Origin of the sequence: Paenibacillus sp. AN1007 (assembly GCF_040702995.1) — a bacterium.
In the GTDB taxonomy this organism is placed as follows: Bacteria; Bacillota; Bacilli; order Paenibacillales; family Paenibacillaceae; genus Paenibacillus.
On record NZ_CP159992.1, the window covers coordinates 5,669,734 to 5,686,257 of the forward strand.

At 48.2% G+C, this 16,524-nt stretch carries 13 protein-coding genes and 1 other RNA gene; 1 reads left to right on the plus strand and 13 read right to left on the minus strand.

Translation table 11 applies throughout. The features are described 5' to 3' along the window. Positions 1-5: 5 nt before the first annotated feature. From dnaX to rpoE, 10 genes are all read right to left on the minus strand, one after another. The gene (gene dnaX / locus ABXS70_RS25525) at positions 6-1,751 is read right to left on the minus strand and encodes a DNA polymerase III subunit gamma/tau (RefSeq protein ID WP_366291914.1); all 1,746 of its coding nucleotides are present in this window, start codon (positions 1,749-1,751) and stop codon (positions 6-8) included. Positions 1,752-1,926: 175 nt separating this feature from the next. Continuing rightward, positions 1,927-2,194: signal recognition particle sRNA large type (gene ffs, locus ABXS70_RS25530), an RNA gene on the minus strand. Between the two features lie 154 nt (positions 2,195-2,348). Further along, on the minus strand, positions 2,349-2,546 hold the full coding sequence (gene rpmE, locus ABXS70_RS25535; RefSeq protein WP_056698168.1) for a 50S ribosomal protein L31: 198 nt from the start codon (positions 2,544-2,546) through the stop codon (positions 2,349-2,351). Between the two features lie 103 nt (positions 2,547-2,649). Continuing rightward, positions 2,650-3,924, minus strand: coding sequence for a radical SAM protein (locus tag ABXS70_RS25540; protein ID WP_342553664.1), 1,275 nt, complete (start codon positions 3,922-3,924; stop codon positions 2,650-2,652). Between the two features lie 144 nt (positions 3,925-4,068). Further along, positions 4,069-5,394, minus strand: coding sequence for a transcription termination factor Rho (rho, locus tag ABXS70_RS25545; protein ID WP_111273529.1), 1,326 nt, complete (start codon positions 5,392-5,394; stop codon positions 4,069-4,071). A 493-nt stretch (positions 5,395-5,887) separates the two neighbouring features. Next, positions 5,888-7,141: a UDP-N-acetylglucosamine 1-carboxyvinyltransferase gene (locus tag ABXS70_RS25550; protein ID WP_342553663.1), complete on the minus strand. Its 1,254-nt coding sequence runs from the start codon at positions 7,139-7,141 to the stop codon at positions 5,888-5,890. A gap of 147 nt (positions 7,142-7,288) precedes the next feature. Further along, positions 7,289-8,143 (minus strand): class II fructose-1,6-bisphosphate aldolase, encoded by an 855-nt coding sequence (fba, locus tag ABXS70_RS25555; RefSeq protein WP_123067144.1) that lies wholly within the window; start codon positions 8,141-8,143, stop codon positions 7,289-7,291. 274 nt (positions 8,144-8,417) lie between these two features. Then, positions 8,418-8,804 (minus strand): response regulator, encoded by a 387-nt coding sequence (locus ABXS70_RS25560; protein ID WP_342553662.1) that lies wholly within the window; start codon positions 8,802-8,804, stop codon positions 8,418-8,420. A 291-nt stretch (positions 8,805-9,095) separates the two neighbouring features. Continuing rightward, positions 9,096-10,700 carry a CTP synthase gene (locus tag ABXS70_RS25565; RefSeq protein ID WP_342553661.1) on the minus strand — a complete coding sequence of 535 codons (1,605 nt, stop codon included), beginning with the start codon at positions 10,698-10,700 and terminating at the stop codon, positions 9,096-9,098. 493 nt (positions 10,701-11,193) lie between these two features. Beyond that, on the minus strand, positions 11,194-11,763 hold the full coding sequence (gene rpoE / locus ABXS70_RS25570) for a DNA-directed RNA polymerase subunit delta (protein ID WP_342553660.1): 570 nt from the start codon (positions 11,761-11,763) through the stop codon (positions 11,194-11,196). Positions 11,764-12,238: 475 nt separating this feature from the next. Between rpoE and ABXS70_RS25575 the strand changes: the two genes are divergently transcribed. Continuing rightward, positions 12,239-13,393: a S8 family peptidase gene (locus ABXS70_RS25575; protein WP_342553659.1), complete on the plus strand. Its 1,155-nt coding sequence runs from the start codon at positions 12,239-12,241 to the stop codon at positions 13,391-13,393. Between the two features lie 375 nt (positions 13,394-13,768). Here the strand turns inward: ABXS70_RS25575 and argS are convergent, their stop codons facing one another. The 3 genes from argS to ABXS70_RS25590 form a co-directional block, all read right to left on the minus strand. Continuing rightward, complete coding sequence (argS, locus tag ABXS70_RS25580; protein ID WP_342553658.1) at positions 13,769-15,448, minus strand: arginine--tRNA ligase; 1,680 nt, start codon at positions 15,446-15,448, stop codon at positions 13,769-13,771. Beyond that, positions 15,445-15,870, minus strand: a complete 426-nt coding sequence (locus ABXS70_RS25585) for a DUF1934 domain-containing protein (RefSeq protein ID WP_366291923.1) — start codon at positions 15,868-15,870, stop codon at positions 15,445-15,447. The genes argS and ABXS70_RS25585 overlap by 4 nt, the downstream gene beginning before the upstream one ends. A gap of 351 nt (positions 15,871-16,221) precedes the next feature. Continuing rightward, complete coding sequence (locus tag ABXS70_RS25590; RefSeq protein ID WP_366291926.1) at positions 16,222-16,524, minus strand: DUF6171 family protein; 303 nt, start codon at positions 16,522-16,524, stop codon at positions 16,222-16,224.

Below are 16,524 nucleotides of genomic sequence, written 5' to 3' on the forward strand. Positions count from 1 at the left end.
ACGTACTACTCTTTAATGACTACAAGGTCTTCACCAAATAGCTGGATCGCTTCATCAATCCAAGGCTGTTTATCGCCTGAACCGCCGTCTTCATGCTCAGGTTCAAGCTTAAAATCCTCCTTTGGCTTCTCAGAAGCTCCTTCCATCGCACCTGTCCAATCCTTGAGCATCATCGTGACAAGTCTTGCCGGACGCCCAAGCTGTTCGGAAAGCACACGCTCAATGACATCACGATTCGCCTGTTTCTCTGTTGTCTCACGGTGGATGTTGTTCTTAAAAGCAACCAGCACATTATCTTCAAGCAGCGAAACCGGCTCTCCATCCATAAACCAGGCATGAACCGTGACCTTCTCCTCTTTGACACGCTGCAGGATTTGGCTCCACTTTTTGCTGATCTCCGCAAACTCCGGAGACCCTTTGCGCGCAACGTATTGGTCCAGATGGGCCGGCAGCTTTGCCGGCGCATTGGCTCTAGACATCGGCGCACGAGAGGCTGGCCGGGCAGGCGCATTTGAAGTAGATTCTCCACCCGACAAACCGCTTTTAAGCGCCCGATCAAGCTTTTTCTCGAGTTCGGCAAGCTGCTGTTTCAAGCGATTAATCTCTCCGGTATCAGCCGGCGCCGATGGGGATGGCGCCCCAACCTGAGCAGTTCCTCCGCCAGAGGCAGGGATACTGCACAGTTTAAGCAGCGCCACCTCAAATAATGTCTGCGGCTGAACGGCATATTTCATCTCGCTCTGATAACGATTCAGCGTGTCAATCATCTGGAATAGCTGTTCTTTAGTGAATGACTCCGCCATATCTCGAAACGATTCAGGATTCAGCACCCGATCCGTCAGTTTGTCCGCATCCGGCACCATCTTGATCATCAGCAAATCTCGGAAATAATAGAGCAGATTCTCCATACATTTGTCTGCACTCTTGCCTTCATGCATAAATCCTTCAATCATCTGCAGAATATGACCGACATCCCCTTTAAGCAAAGAGGCTGCGAGCTTGGCAAACTGCTCGGAAGCAATGCCGCCGGTCATGTCCATAACCTGCTGATACGTTACTCGTCCATCTGTAAATGAGGAGATCTGATCCAGCACGCTGAGCGCGTCCCTCATCCCTCCATCCGATAAACGCGCAATGTACTGCAGCGCATCGTGATCCGCCTCCATACCTTCCTGTTCACAGATCAAGGTCAGTCTGGCTGTCTGCTCGTCGAGAGATACCCGGCGAAAATCAAATCGCTGACAGCGCGATATAATGGTAGCCGGTAGTCGATGCGGTTCTGTCGTTGCCAAAATAAACATCACATGCGGCGGCGGTTCCTCCAATGTTTTGAGCAAAGCATTGAACGCTTCCGTCGTCAACATATGCACTTCATCGATAATATAAACTTTCTGCCGGACTTCGGTCGGGGCATATTTCACCTTTTCCCGAAGATCACGGATCTCCTCAACGCCCCGATTGGAGGCAGCATCAATCTCCTGCACATCCATCACAGCGCCACTCGTAATTCGGCGGCAAGCCTCACATTCGTTACAAGGCTCAGCTGCAGGTCCGCGTTCACAGTTTACAGCTTTGGCCAATATTTTGGCCGCACTTGTCTTCCCCGTCCCTCGGGGCCCGCTGAACAAATAGGCATGGGAAGTTCGCTGTTCACGAATCGCGTTCTGCAAAGTCTGAATAATATGCTGTTGTCCCACCATATCCTGGAACGACTGAGGACGCCACGCCCGGTATAACGCGATATGCTCCATGATGCGTTACCTTCCTTCCACTTCGCATTCGAGTCCGTTGTCGTCACCCCATTATACTATATTCCAGGGTGAATCCAAACTTTATCTGACTCATTTATAGGCGGTTTTTTAACATATCAAAAAAGACCCCTGCATCCATAACGCTGCAAAGGTCTCTACATTTTGAAAAATTAAGCCGTGCACCTGCTATCGATATTTGCGATCCAAGCGGCACCCCTGAACAATAGCTCGGGCTAGGCAACCCTCCGGCACAAGAGTGATCTCACTTATGGCTGCTTCCTTCCGGACCTGACCAGGTTCATGAGTACTCATTGCGGAGGACCCAACCGTCAACACCACGTTCAGGGACCAAACCTCACATCGACAAAACCTCTAACAGGAATTCAACCTCGCTATAGCGGATTGCGAGTTACAGGGCACCGCTACCTCCCCATCTAGCACGGTAAGAAATAGTATAACGTAAGGCAGTCCAAATTGCAACCAGCTGCAAACTGGAAACGAACGTGCATCACTGAAAATAAACAACTAAAAACCCCTGCCAGAACAGCAGGGGTGATTGGGATACAATAATTAGACAACTCACAGGGAATTGTACGATTAGATTCCGTATTTCTTTTTGAAACGATCCACACGGCCGCCAGCATCGATAAACTTCTGTTTACCTGTGAAGAACGGGTGGCACGCGGAGCAAATCTCTACACGAAGTCCGTCTTTAACCGAACCAGTCTCAAAAGTATTACCGCATGCGCAGGATACTTGACCAATCGTGTATTTAGGATGAATTGCTTCTTTCATTACCTTTCACCTCTTTCCGCCCTGAGCCTCAAGCGGACCCAGAGTAAATGGCACAACACAGCAGATTATAACATGGCCTAAATCCGGTTGCAATCTAAATAGTTCAGGAGGTGATCAGCTTTTTGGGACGAGCCATCCCTGCTGGTGGAACATGGGTATAAGACCCGATAACTACATCCGGCAGCTCTTCGGCGAAGATTTCCAGCATCTGCTTCATTCCAAGAATGTCACCCTGTGCTGGCGGAATTAACTCCAGATAACTCTCCGGGTCGATATTCAGATTACGCATTTGAATTAATCGCAGATTGGTTCGACGGGCAAACTCAATCATCGCTTCAATCTCTTCTTCACGATCCGTCACACCTGGAAAAATCAGATAGTTAATGGACGTGTATACACCTTGATCAGCAGCATACTTCATGGACTTCTCTACGTTAGCAAGTGTATATCCACGTGGTTTGTAGTACGCATTGTAATGATCATCCAGTGCACTGATCGTACTTACACGCATCAGATCAAGTCCGGCGTCTACAATTCCGCGAATATGATCATTCAAACCGGCATTGGTGTTGATGTTGATGTACCCCATATCTGTAATAGAGCGCACTTCCCGGATCGCTTCAATAATCAGCTTGGCCTGTGTGGAAGGCTCTCCTTCACATCCCTGTCCAAAGCTAATAATGGATTCCGGCGTTTTCAGATGCTCCAGCATGACTTCAACGATCTCATCGACACGCGGACGGAAGTTCATCCGCGTCTGCGGCGATACGAAGCCGCTGTCATCCGGCTGTTCCGAAATACAGCCGAAGCAGCCTGCGTTACAGGAATAGGATACCGGCACGCCGCCTTCCCACCGATTCAAGAAAGTATTGGAGGAAGTAAGACATTCGTAACCAAGCGCACAGTTAGATAGATGGGTATAGAGGCGGTTCTCGGGATACTTCTCGGTAAACCGTTTAACCCCGGAACGCACATCGTCACGATCACAGTTCATTGGGTTCCATTTCTCCGGGGTATCGGATTGGGAAGCCGTCACGTAGAACCCTCCATCTTTCCATACAACTGCCGAATATCCGAACAATGGGAGCTTGTATTCTTTGTCTGTCTTCACGTAACCGGGCAAGCACAGACGTGTAAAGCCTTGCGGAAGCAGTGCGCCTACGGCCTGTGTGTCACTTGGCAGTGGCAGCATCTCGCCTGTATCCGGGTCCATACCAATCGGCCGGGTACTTGGAAGCCCGACTAATGTTGCGCCTTCTGGCAGAGGAATGAGTTCATCCTCCATAATTTCCACGATCATATCTCCACTGCGGGCGAGTCCGTACAGGGAAGGATGATCAAATACATTACCTTTTTCATCTGCGTATACTAAATACATGATGTTCTCCTCACATCTATTAGGTTAAACCTGACGACAAGTGTACTGAAATGCAGCGTATTTAAACCTGCAGCAAATTATTATATTACTAAACAGTTACGGTCAGCCTGCATAAAATATAAAATCAGACTCGGGAATCTAATGTTAATTCGATGTTCCCGAGGTAGCTGTCTGTCTGGGCGAACGGCGAGTCGTTGTCGTTCCTGAATTGCTGGAAGGACTGTTGCCAGCTGCATCAAACGCAGCCAGGAACTCAGCATTGGTTTTGCTGTTACGCAGTTTTTTCAGGAAGCCTTCCACAAAGTCATGAGAATCATTCATATTTTTGCGAATTGCCCAGATTGTATCCAGCTCTTCCTTACTGAGCAGCACCTCTTCCCGGCGAGTACCGGAACGGCGAATATCAATGGCAGGGAAAATACGGCGTTCAGCCAATTTACGATCCAGATGAAGCTCCATATTTCCTGTACCTTTAAATTCTTCATATATAATGTCATCCATACGTGAACCGGTGTCAATCAGCGCTGTTGCAAGAATGGTCAAGCTACCGCCTTCCTCCACATTACGAGCAGAACCGAAGAAACGCTTTGGACGATGGAACGCCGCCGGATCAATACCACCACTCAGCGTACGTCCTGATGGTGGAATGACCAAGTTATATGCACGAGCAAGTCGTGTAATGCTGTCCAGCAGAATAACAACATCTTTTTTGGCTTCAACAAGCCGCAGCGCACGTTCCAACACCAGTTCCGCTACCTTGATATGATTCTCTGGCAGCTCATCAAACGTAGAAGCCACAACTTCCCCTTTTACCGAACGAGACATATCCGTAACTTCCTCTGGACGTTCATCAATCAACAAGACAAATAGTTCAATTTCAGGATTGTTAGTTGAGATGCTGTTGGCAATTTCTTTGAGGAGAAGCGTTTTACCGGCTTTGGGAGGTGCTACGATCAATCCACGCTGTCCCAACCCTACCGGGGCAAGCACATCCATGATACGTGTGGACAAATGGCTCGGGGATGTTTCAAGAACCAGTTTTTTCTGCGGATACAATGGGGTTAATGCCGGGAAGTGAAGTCTTTCCGCAGCCGCCGATGGATTCTCACCATTCACAGCGTTGACTTGCAATAAACCGAAATATCTTTCATTTTCCTTTGGCGTTCGGCATTTACCTGATACAAGGTCACCCGTTCTCAGATCAAACTTCCGAATCTGTGAAGCAGAGATATAGATGTCTTCTGTACTCGGCAGGTAGTTAATCGGCCTCAAGAAACCGTACCCTTCAGGTAAAATTTCAAGCACGCCCTGCATAAACATCAAACCGCTCTGTTCCGCTTGTGCACGAAGTATAGCAAAGATTAATTCTTTCTTTTTGAGGGTCCCATAATAAGGAATCTGGTATTTTTTCGCCAGCTTATAAAGGTCCGTTAGTTTCATTTCTTCCAAATCGGAAATTTGTAGATCCATATAATAACCACCTATTCAATTAATGAGTCCGTCAAATGGATAGCTTCGTCAGCTCTTTAAGCTGCAGAGGGCGATTCTAACCACATTCTCTTCTGTCCATTGTACGGAATGTAACCGTTATAATGCAAATACTTGTCTTTGTGTGTAAGTTTCCGGGTGGAGTGGCCATATCATGGCATGATCCGCTAATGAGTGAACTCCTAACATGGGGCGATCGATCCGGGAAGACCGGCTATGGAGCGCAGGTTCAAACAAATCCGGGGATTGGGGAAAAGAATGATTTTCAAAAAATCTATAAGGAATGATGTTCATAAAGCCTTATGTTGTTTATTTCAAGAAAAGACCCTCCGGCACAAGAACTGGTCATGTTCATCATATCCGGAAGAGAATTCAAAATCTATTAGAATAGTATACCCCATTCTACTATAGGTTATGCAGCACCGCTATAAACACGCATTAAGCGAAATTCATGCGATGCTGCAGCCTTATTCTGCTATTCGGTTTCTCGCCATACGTCTGCACCGAGCAGCCGCAGATTAGTTACCAAATGATCGTAGCCGCGATCAATAAACTCAACACCCGTCACCTCAGTAACACCCTCACTCACAGTAAGTCCCGCAATGACGAGTGCTGCACCAGCACGAAGATCAGATGCTTTTACTTTAGCTGCATTCAGTGCACTGCCTTCAATAATTGCAGATCGACCTTCAACACGAATTTTGGCACCCATGCGAACAAGCTCAGGCACATGTTTGAACCGATTGCTGTATACAAAGTCACTCAGTACACTTACACCGTTCGCCTGTGTTAAGACACTGGTCATCGGGGACTGCAGATCGGTTGGAAAGCCGGGATATACCAGTGCCTTCACATCGACATGGCTATATTGCGGCTGTCCAATGACACGAATGCTTTCGTCTAGTTCCTCGATACCTACTCCCATCTCCAGCAATTTGGCTGTTAAAGCCTCCAGATGTTTGGGAATGACATTATCAATGAGTACATCTCCGCGCGTTGCCGCTGCGGCAATCATATACGTACCCGCCTGAATCCGGTCCGGAATGATAGAGTGGCGGCAGCCCTTAAGCTCCGAAACTCCTTCGATCCGGATTGTTTCAGTACCCGCACCTTTGATGCTGGCACCCATGGAATTCAGAAGTGTTGCTACATCTATAATCTCAGGCTCTTTAGCCGCATTTTCAATAATTGTAGAGCCTTTGGCACGAGTGGCCGCCAGCATAATGTTAATGGTTGCACCTACACTGCTTACATCAAGATATATTTTAGCTCCGCGCAGCTCTTTGGCATGCAGATGGATGGAGCCATGTTCATTCGTTACAGTTGCGCCAAGCGCTTCAAACCCTTTAATATGCTGATCAATTGGACGAGGCTCAAAATTACAGCCCCCTGGCAAACCTATAGTTGCTTCTTTAAAACGTCCCAGCAGCGCTCCCATCATGTAATACGAAGCACGAAGCTTCTTCACGGGACCGTTTGGCATAGGAATGGATTTAATATCGGAAGGATCAATCCTCATCTGGCTGCCTTCCCAAGTTACACGTGCTCCAAGTTCCTCCAAAATTTCCGCATAAACTGCCACGTCACTTAGCAGCGGCAAGTTATCCAACACGACCTCTGACTCGGCAAGCAATGCTGCAGGAATAAGCGCAATGGCGCTGTTTTTGGCGCCGCTTATAGTCACAGTTCCCTGTAACGGACGTCCGCCGCTGATCATCAATTTTTCCATAAAGCTTAATGTCCCCCTACGTGTTTTGCAGCCGATGAACGGCAATACGTGCTGATGGCTAACGGTATAGAAATAAGGTGTGAAAATGGAAAGACACCGGCTAGGCGGTGTTCTTCCATTTCACAGTATGGAACTTGCAAAGATAAATTACGCTTTGTTGTTGGAACCAAACTCACGGATTTTACCTTTAACGGTTTCTTTGATTGCTTCGCGGCCTGGTACGATGAACGTACGTGGATCGTAAGCGTTTGGTTTTGCTGCAAGCACTTCGCGAACTGCTTTTGTGAAGGAGATTTGGTTCTCTGTGTTCACGTTAATTTTGGAAGTACCCAGGGAGATTGCTTTATCGATATCGTGTTTAGGAATACCTGTACCACCGTGCAATACGAGTGGAACTTGTACTGCGTCACGAACTTCTTCCATTTCTTTGAAGCCCAGGTTTGGCTCGCCTTGGTAAGGACCATGTACGGAACCCAGAGCTGGTGCCAAAGTATCGATACCTGTTTCTTTAACAATGCGGATACATTCGTTCAGGTCAGCGTATTGAATACCACCAATAACGTCGTCTTCTTGTCCGCCTACAGTACCAACTTCAGCTTCTACAGAAACACCTTTAGCGTGTGCATATTCAACGACTTTTTTAGTCATTTCGATGTTCTCATCGATCGGGTGATGGGAACCGTCGATCATAACGGATGTAAAGCCAGCATCGATTGCTTCTTTACATTTGTCGAAGCTTGAACCGTGGTCCAGGTGAATTGCAACTGGTACGGAAATTTTCATGTCAATCAAGAGTCCTTCTACCATTTTAACAACAGTAGTAAAGCCGCCCATGTGACGTGCTGCACCTTCGGATACGCCCAGGATTACTGGGGATTTCTCTTCTTCAGCGGCTGCAAGAATCGCTTGAGTCCACTCAAGGTTGTTGATGTTGTATTGACCAACTGCGTATTTTCCTTCAAGTGCTTTGTTCAACATGTCTGTCATAGATACTAATGGCATGGTTTCAATCCTCCTAGGGGTTTGGGTTGTGTCTATGGTTTTTAGCCGAAATCACATACGGGCCTATTATACCACATCCCATGTCAAATACTAAACAAGCATTTGCAAAAATGCTGTGCTTTGCAGCACAGTTTTCAGAGACACCGCAGGACAGCGCCCCTATTTCCAATATTCCCCGCACAAACAGGTGAAATACCCCATTTTCTCATGATTCGACATGGAGATCATTACACAGAACAGTAAGTGACGCAAAAAAATCCTGTATCTACAGGATTTAGCTGCACTTGTTCGCAGCATTATTGCGAAGCTGCATATTGACGGCCACACGCATCTCATCGATATCAAACGGTTTCGTAAAATGCATGAGCGCTCCCAAATCAGTGGCTTCCTTAATCATGTCCAGTTCTCCGTACGCGGTCATCATGATAACCTTGATATCCGGGTCAATCTCCTTAATATGCTTCAGGATTTCAAGCCCGTCCATACCCGGAATTTTCATATCGAGCAAAACCAGGTCCGGCTTATCATTATTGACAATCTCCAGTGCAATTTTGCCGTTTGGCGCCTGAAATGTGTTGTATCCTTCACTACTGAACACTTCCATTAGTAGAATTCGAATACCGTTTTGGTCATCGACAATCAGAACTTTTTTATCTTCCACGCTGTAACCTCCTAGAATTAGGAAAGCATATACATTATACATCTGGATAACTATCCCATAGTCGTCATGATAAGTATTCTACCTCTGTGGTAAAAATCCTTCTATAATCTCAAACATCTTCCATTTAAATCCTTCTATAAATCCCAGGCTTCTGGCATAAGGATTTTTCCTCTTCTTTCCGATTATACAGCAGGTGTTCCGATCCTTTTTCGCCAAAAAAAAGGATGCCCCAGCTGCCGTCATGGGAGCTGAAACATCCTTGTATACTTAACTTTTTAGTTTAATGGTCCTTTATTTCTCTGCATTCTCCAGGGAAGCTTTCACAAACTCACGGAACAATGGCTGCGGACGGTTCGGACGGGAAGTGAATTCCGGGTGGAACTGTACTGCCAGGAACCATGGGTGTCCTGGAAGCTCGACGATCTCAACCAGACGTCCATCCGGTGAAGTACCGGAAATAACAAGACCCGCTTTTTCAATCGCTTCACGGTATTCATTGTTGAACTCGTACCGGTGACGGTGTCTTTCATATACCAGCTCATCATCATAACAAGACATCGCCAAAGAACCTTCCTGAAGCTTACAAGGGTATAGACCCAGACGCATCGTGCCGCCCAGATTTTCGATATCTTTCTGCTCAGGAAGCAGATCGATCACCGGGAATTCCGTAGCCGGGTTGATCTCGGAACTGTTCGCGCCGTTCAATCCAACGATGGAACGTGCGTATTCAATAACGGAAACCTGCATGCCCAGGCAGATACCGAAGAATGGAATGTTTTTCTCACGAGCATAACGAATTGCCGAAACTTTACCTTCAATACCTCGGTCACCGAAACCGCCAGGAACAAGAATCCCGCCAACGCCGTGCAGCAGGTCACCTACATTCTCATCGGTAATATCTTCGGAATGAATCCAGCGAATTTTCACATCCGCATTGGAGGCAAACCCTGCATGTGACAACGATTCTACCACACTCAGATACGCATCATGCAGTGCCACGTATTTACCAACGATCGCAATTTCAACTGTCCGCTCCAGCTTGCTGATCCGGTTTACCAAACCTTCCCACTCGCTCATATCCGGTGCCGGAGTAGTCAGTTTCAGGTGATTTACCACGATCTCATCCAGACCTTCCTCACGAAGGTTAAGCGGCACTTCGTACAACGTACTTGCATCGCGGCATTCTACTACCGCATTTTCGTCGATATCGCAGAAGAGTGCGATTTTGGCTTTCATATCCTTCGACAACTCATATTCTGTACGGCAAACGATAACGTTCGGCTGAATACCAATGCTGCGCAGTTCCTTCACACTGTGTTGTGTCGGTTTTGTTTTTACTTCACCAGCAGCTTTGATGTATGGAATCAATGTAACGTGAATGTACATCACGTTGTCACGACCTACATCACTCTTGATCTGACGGATGGCTTCCAGGAATGGCAGGCTCTCGATGTCGCCTACTGTACCACCAATCTCGGTAATAACAACATCCGAACCTGCTTCACGTCCAGCGCGGAATACACGCTCTTTGATTTCATTTGTAATATGTGGAATAACTTGAACCGTACCGCCCAAATACTCTCCGCGACGCTCTTTGCTGATAACGGAAGAGTACACTTTACCTGTCGTGACATTGCTGTTTTTGGAGAGGTTGATGTCGATAAAACGCTCATAGTGGCCAAGGTCCAGATCCGTCTCTGCGCCATCATCGGTTACGAATACCTCACCATGCTGATAAGGACTCATGGTTCCCGGGTCAATGTTAATGTATGGATCGAATTTTTGAATCGTTACCTTGAGTCCTCTGTTCTTCAGCAATCTGCCCAGCGAGGCTGCCGTAATCCCTTTGCCCAGGGAGGACACAACTCCGCCCGTCACGAAAATATACTTTGTCACTGTTATTACCCTCCTAATATAAGTACAGAAATTCAGGCGATATATGGTGTTATCGTAACCCGTTTCCCAGGTAATCATCGTTAAAAAGAGCAATGGCAGAAATTAACTGCATCTGCGAACTGCTCTTTCTAGCGAAGACGGCTTAAACTACACATCATTCCTGGCAAATAATAATGCAAACTTTCCGGGAGCCTTCATCCTCGCTTGTCCCCAAACCAAGCACCACCTGCAGATTCCATTTCCTTGTTTGAACATGCAAAAAAACAGGCCGAAAAGATTGGCCGGGAGCAGTCGGAAAAGTAATCGTTTGACATCATTCTGCCTCTAAAAATACAAAAAGAAAGCACTCCCGCAGGACGGGGCACTTTCTCTAAAAAACATAAATATATTGTCGCTCATTCATAAGCCCATGCAATAGTTTACCCGTTACCCCGTCTGCTGTCAAGGCTGACTATCGGGGAAAAAACGGGTAATGGTCAGACACCAAAAAGGACTACCGATTATCGGAATCGTCGTCAAATTCACCCTCGTCTTCGGACTCTTCATCGTCTTCATCGAGGTCTTCATCTTCCAGATCATCATCTTCAACAAGTACTTCTTCTTCGCTGTCGTCTTCATCAAAGATGTCATCTTCATCATCGTCATCTTCATCTTCGTCTTGATCATCATCTGTGCTGTCGAAGTCTTCGTCACTGTTGTAGCTGTCGTCCTCTTCACCGAAGTCTTCGTCTTCCAGATCATCATCTTCATCGTTGATGATACGTGGACGCTTCGCACCTGTCATGGAATCTTCCGATCCAGCAACCGGATACCAGCGTTTCAACCCCCACAGACTCGTACCGACGCAAGCAAAACGGCCATCGATATTAATTTCGGTATACAGCTGCGCAATATACTCGTTGATCTCTTCATCCGTCATTCCGCGCTGCTTCGCTACCTCATTCATCAAATCCCGGTAGTAATACGGCGTATTGGCCGCTTTCAGCACCATAAAGGCAAGGTCCACCAAAGGGATCTCTCTTACCTTTTCTTTATCAATTTTCAAATTGAGCGAGGTACTCACTGAAGACACTTCCTCTCACACATAATTCGCTTTATATCCCCTGCAAACTGGAACGTTACGTATAACATATCCATTAACAAACCTAAGTAAAACCTATTTAGCGTTAAAAAGCAAGTTTTTATGTAAGCATGTACCATATTTACACAATCAACCTTCAGCTATAGATTGCTCTACCCGTTTAAACCGGCAGGAAGAGCAAATTTTATCGCAGCTGCTGTCTTCCGAAAGGAACAAATCAGAACACATATGTAAAAGACGGAGTCCCCTCCGCCTTCTGACTGTATACCCTCGTAGGATTGCTCCTCACCAGGTTCCCCGCAAGAGCCCTCTAGCCCTCCATCCATCATATGTCCCTGCGCCCGTTTTGACACGGAGAGAACGTGTTTTTGCAAAAAAAGGGCAAGTTCCCCATGCGGCGGGGTCAACGCATTCATAGAATACCTCAGCATGTTCATCCCGAAGGGGGCTGCCCATAATGGACTATATCGGTTTACTGCATCAGTTGATTGACGGAATGAGGTGCCCTGAGTCCGAACAAACGGGACGTTATCTGATTCGGTTCGCCAAACCCCAGCAGTACGAGGCCTGTCTCGTTGAATTATCCCGAATGCGAAGTGCATTCATTGTTCCGGGAGGCATTAAGGCTTCCCGATTGGCAAGAACTCTCATAGCCCCTGTACAAAGTCCGGACGTGTTATATCGGTACGCGGACGACATTACCGTTGAGGAAGATATCCCTGTCTCCCTGCATTCTACAGCTCTCCACAACAAACCAAGCACACCTCAAGGTGTACCTTGGGGCGTGAAACAGATCCGAGCCCCCAAGGTATGGTCTGTTTCGACAGGACACCGAATCAAAATCGGGGTTATTGATACCGGGGCAGATTACCACCACCCTGATCTGCGATACTCCCTAGCCCGAGGCATTAATCTATTGAACCGAAGTTTACTTCCCCATGATGACAACGGACACGGTACTCATATTGCAGGCACGATTGCTGCGGCAAATAGCACTGCAGGCATGATCGGGGTTGCTCCACGTGCTTTGATCTACCCGGTCAAAGCCTTTGATCACAATGGCTCTGCTTATGTCTCCGACATCGTACTCGGCATCGACTGGTGTGTACGCAACCAGGTTGATATCATCAATATGAGTTTTGGTATGAAAACACGCAGTAAATCTCTGCTTGACGTCGTGAACCGCGCATATCACGCAGGCATTGTCATCGTAGCTTCGTCAGGCAATGACAGCAAGCGCCGAAGTATCGATTATCCTGCTCGATATCCGCAGACCATCTCCGTCGGAGCAACCGACAAAAACAGACGAATTGCATCATTCAGCAATCGCGGGGCTTATGTGGATGTCTATGCCCCGGGCGACAAAATTGTATCCTCCTGGGTTCAGGGCAAGCACCATGAGATGAGCGGCACATCCATGGCCACCTCCCATGTGAGCGGCGCAATTGCGCTGCTGCTCGCCAAACATCCCGGCTTGTCTCCAGCCGAGATCAAGGCACTTGTCAAGCGCGCGACAGTTCCGCTGCGCGCCCGCAAGAGTACCACCGCGAAGAGTAAAATCCGCGGTGGCGAGATTGACGCCCTCAAGCTGATGCAGGAGGGCGGAGGGTAAGCCGGCGGGCACTGCAGGCCGCTGGCATCTACGCGCTGCGCAGCAATGGATGCCGGCATCTGCCGGGCACGCCTTGCGCAGCAGGCAAGAACAAGAGCAGGCACATATGAGCCTGCTCTTGAAGCATTGCCCTGCGGCTGTGCCGGATGCAGGGCAATGCGCCTGTGCCCGCGGCAGGCGGCAAGCCTGACCTTGCGGTACCTGGGCATCCGCCTTCAGGTACCGCAAGGTCAGGCCGCCCGGCTGGGTCCACCGCCAGCCGCGGGCACAAAAAAGTCTCCATACCCCGCGCGGAGGCCACTGCTCGCACGGGGTATGGAGACGATATGCCTTCGGCCGAGCGGCATAATGCTGCCCGCCGCACGGCCGAAGGGATTACATTTTGTCTGGTGCGGATACGCCCACCAGACGGAGCGCTGTTGCGATGACGGTGCGAACGGCACCGATCAGCGCCAGACGCGCCTGGGTCTGCTGCGCGTCTTCGGTAATGACGCGCTCAGCCCGGTAGTAACTGTGGAACAGGGATGCCAGTTCGTAGACATAACGAATAATGCGGTGCGGTGCATAACCTGCAGCCGCTGCCGCAATCTCTTCAGGCAGCTCGCCCATTTTGCGAAGAAGGTCATACTCATGTTCCGTTGTAAGCTTGGACAGATCAATCTGTGCCAGCGGCAGCAGCTCTATGCCCTGCTCTTCGGCTTGACGATACACGCTGCATACACGTGCATGTGCATACTGCACATAGAACACCGGGTTTTCATTCGATGTCGAAATCGCCAGATCCATGTCAAAGTCCAGATGGGAATCCATGCTGCGCATCGTGAAGAAATAACGAATGGCGTCGATGCCGACTTCATCCATCAGGTCTTCCATCGTTACAGCTTTCCCTGTACGTTTGGACATTTTAACTTTCTCGCCATTCTGGAACAGGCTGACCATCTGTGCAATCAGGACAACCAGCTTGTCCGGGTCATTGCCCAGTGCCTGCATAGCTGCTTTCATCCGAGGAATATATCCATGGTGATCGGCTCCCCAAATGTTGATCATCGTGTCATAGCCACGGGAATACTTATCACGGTGATATGCAATATCCGGTGTCAGATAAGTATACGTACCGTCATTTTTGATCAGTACGCGTTCCTTGTCGTCCCCATACTGCATCGTTTTCAGCCAGGTTGCGCCGTCTTTTTCATAAATCTCGTTGCGGTCACGCAGCTCGTCCAGTACGCGAAGCACTTCGCCATTATCATACAATGATGTTTCGCTGAACCAGATATCGAAATTCACACGGAAGCGGTTCAGGTCTCGTTTGATTTTGTCGAGTTCCTTCTCCAGTCCATAATCACGGAAATATGCTGCGCGATCTCCTGGGTGCATGGACAGCAGGCTGTCCCCTTTTTCAGCAACCAGTTCCTTCGCAAAACCTTTGATATCTTCTCCATGGTAGCCATCTTCCGGCATTTCAGCCTCTTGACCGAGCTCTTGCAAGTAACGCGCTTCAATGGAACGCGCCAGATTAAACACCTGGTTACCCGCATCATTAATATAATATTCACGAGTGACATCGTAACCTGCGTAATCCAGAATATTGCACAGTGCATCCCCTACAGCAGCACCGCGGGCATGACCCAGATGAAGACTTCCTGTCGGATTGGCGCTGACAAATTCCATCTCGACCTTTTTCCCTGCTCCAACGTCGATTCTTCCGAAGTCCTCGCCCTGCTCATGTACCAAGTTAAGAACCGGATAGAGATAACTCTTGTCCAATTTGAAGTTAATAAACCCCGGCCCTGCAATCTCTGCCTTCTCAATGCCTGCATCGGCAAGATCCAGGTTGGCAATAATCTCCTCGGCAATCTGGCGAGGGTTGCGCTTGGCAATTTTGGTCAACTGCATTGCCGCGTTGGTAGCCAGATCCCCATGGGACTTCTCGCGCGGCACTTCAAGCGTAATTGCAGGAAGTTCTTCCTGTGTTACAATACCGGCTGCCACGATGGCACTGCCGATTGCAGAACTTACCCGTTCATTAATGGTATCTAGTGGATTACGTGTCATGAATTTGGTTCCTCCTGTATATGCAAACTAATCGCAAAATGTCCGGCTTCTTCATCAAAGCGGTAAAAGTCGTAGCTCCACGCTGCGCGTGCGCTCAATCCCTGAATGGAAAGTTCCAGCTTCTGTGTATTCGTGGACAGGGCAAACGACATATATGGTGAACGGTAGAAACCCGGAAGCTTTCTGTTCAATTCGAACGTCTGCTCCGATTCCACCTCACCATGACGTATAATCTTGATGGATTGTTCGCCCAGCTTCAATGTTGTACGGGTCATGCCTCCCTCGGGTCCAGCCTGTGGCTCTTCATAGCGAACATACAGATACGCTCCCTTGACCACAGCTTCTCCCTGCATCTCCTGCAGTACATCTTCCCCTTCATAACGGCTGTGCAGCCGGATCTGAACCGGTCGCATCTTCGACATGAATGTTAACCTCCATTATATTCGAGGCGGCGCAAAATCAGGACAGCCGGTGAGAACAGCCCTTCCTGTATCGTTGTGCCGCTATACACGCTCATATTCCGAAAACATACTCTCCTACACTCTACTGTATAACTATATCCAGTTCACTCGCTCAATTCAAATCCAAATTCAGAGTTTTTTTCTGACGGCACCAAAAAGAAGAGCCGCACCCGCTTCGTGCAGCTCTCCTTTACTTCGCATATTTCTCGTGATCCTGCTTTATTAATTTGATATCGCTTGATTAAGCCTGCTCTTTTATCTCATTATAATGAAACATGTTTATCTCAGTTTACATAAACATGATAAATCCGATCATACCCACTGCGATGCATGCGGATAAGGACAGGTAGAGTCCGCTATTTTGGCACGAACCTGCACAAGGCATCCGCAATGCCGGCACGTTGTTCCGTACTGCAGATCAGGACAGGCAGAGCAGATGGCAAGCCTCCGTTCATACTCATCGTTTTCTACCGTGGCACGTGAGCGGGAAGCGATTTCGACCAGACGAGCCATTTTGGCATCACTAATATGAACATCATACTGACTGTCACAGCCCTTACAGGGTGCATTTCTACCCTCGCTTGGACGCTGCTGTTCGTAACCGGAGGACTTCAT

Excerpts from the sequence above, each read along its gene's own strand:
- dnaX (WP_366291914.1), bottom strand. The coding sequence starts at position 1,751 with ATGGAGCATATCGCGTTATACCGGGCGTGGCGTCCTCAGTCGTTCCAG.
- rpmE (WP_056698168.1), bottom strand. The coding sequence starts at position 2,546 with ATGAAAGAAGCAATTCATCCTAAATACACGATTGGTCAAGTATCCTGC.
- ABXS70_RS25540 (WP_342553664.1), bottom strand. The coding sequence starts at position 3,924 with ATGTATTTAGTATACGCAGATGAAAAAGGTAATGTATTTGATCATCCT.
- rho (WP_111273529.1), bottom strand. The coding sequence starts at position 5,394 with ATGGATCTACAAATTTCCGATTTGGAAGAAATGAAACTAACGGACCTT.
- ABXS70_RS25550 (WP_342553663.1), bottom strand. The coding sequence starts at position 7,141 with ATGGAAAAATTGATGATCAGCGGCGGACGTCCGTTACAGGGAACTGTG.
- fba (WP_123067144.1), bottom strand. The coding sequence starts at position 8,143 with ATGCCATTAGTATCTATGACAGACATGTTGAACAAAGCACTTGAAGGA.
- ABXS70_RS25575 (WP_342553659.1), top strand. The coding sequence starts at position 12,239 with ATGGACTATATCGGTTTACTGCATCAGTTGATTGACGGAATGAGGTGC.
- argS (WP_342553658.1), bottom strand. The coding sequence starts at position 15,448 with ATGACACGTAATCCACTAGATACCATTAATGAACGGGTAAGTTCTGCA.
- ABXS70_RS25585 (WP_366291923.1), bottom strand. The coding sequence starts at position 15,870 with ATGTCGAAGATGCGACCGGTTCAGATCCGGCTGCACAGCCGTTATGAA.
- ABXS70_RS25590 (WP_366291926.1), bottom strand. The coding sequence starts at position 16,524 with ATGAAGTCCTCCGGTTACGAACAGCAGCGTCCAAGCGAGGGTAGAAAT.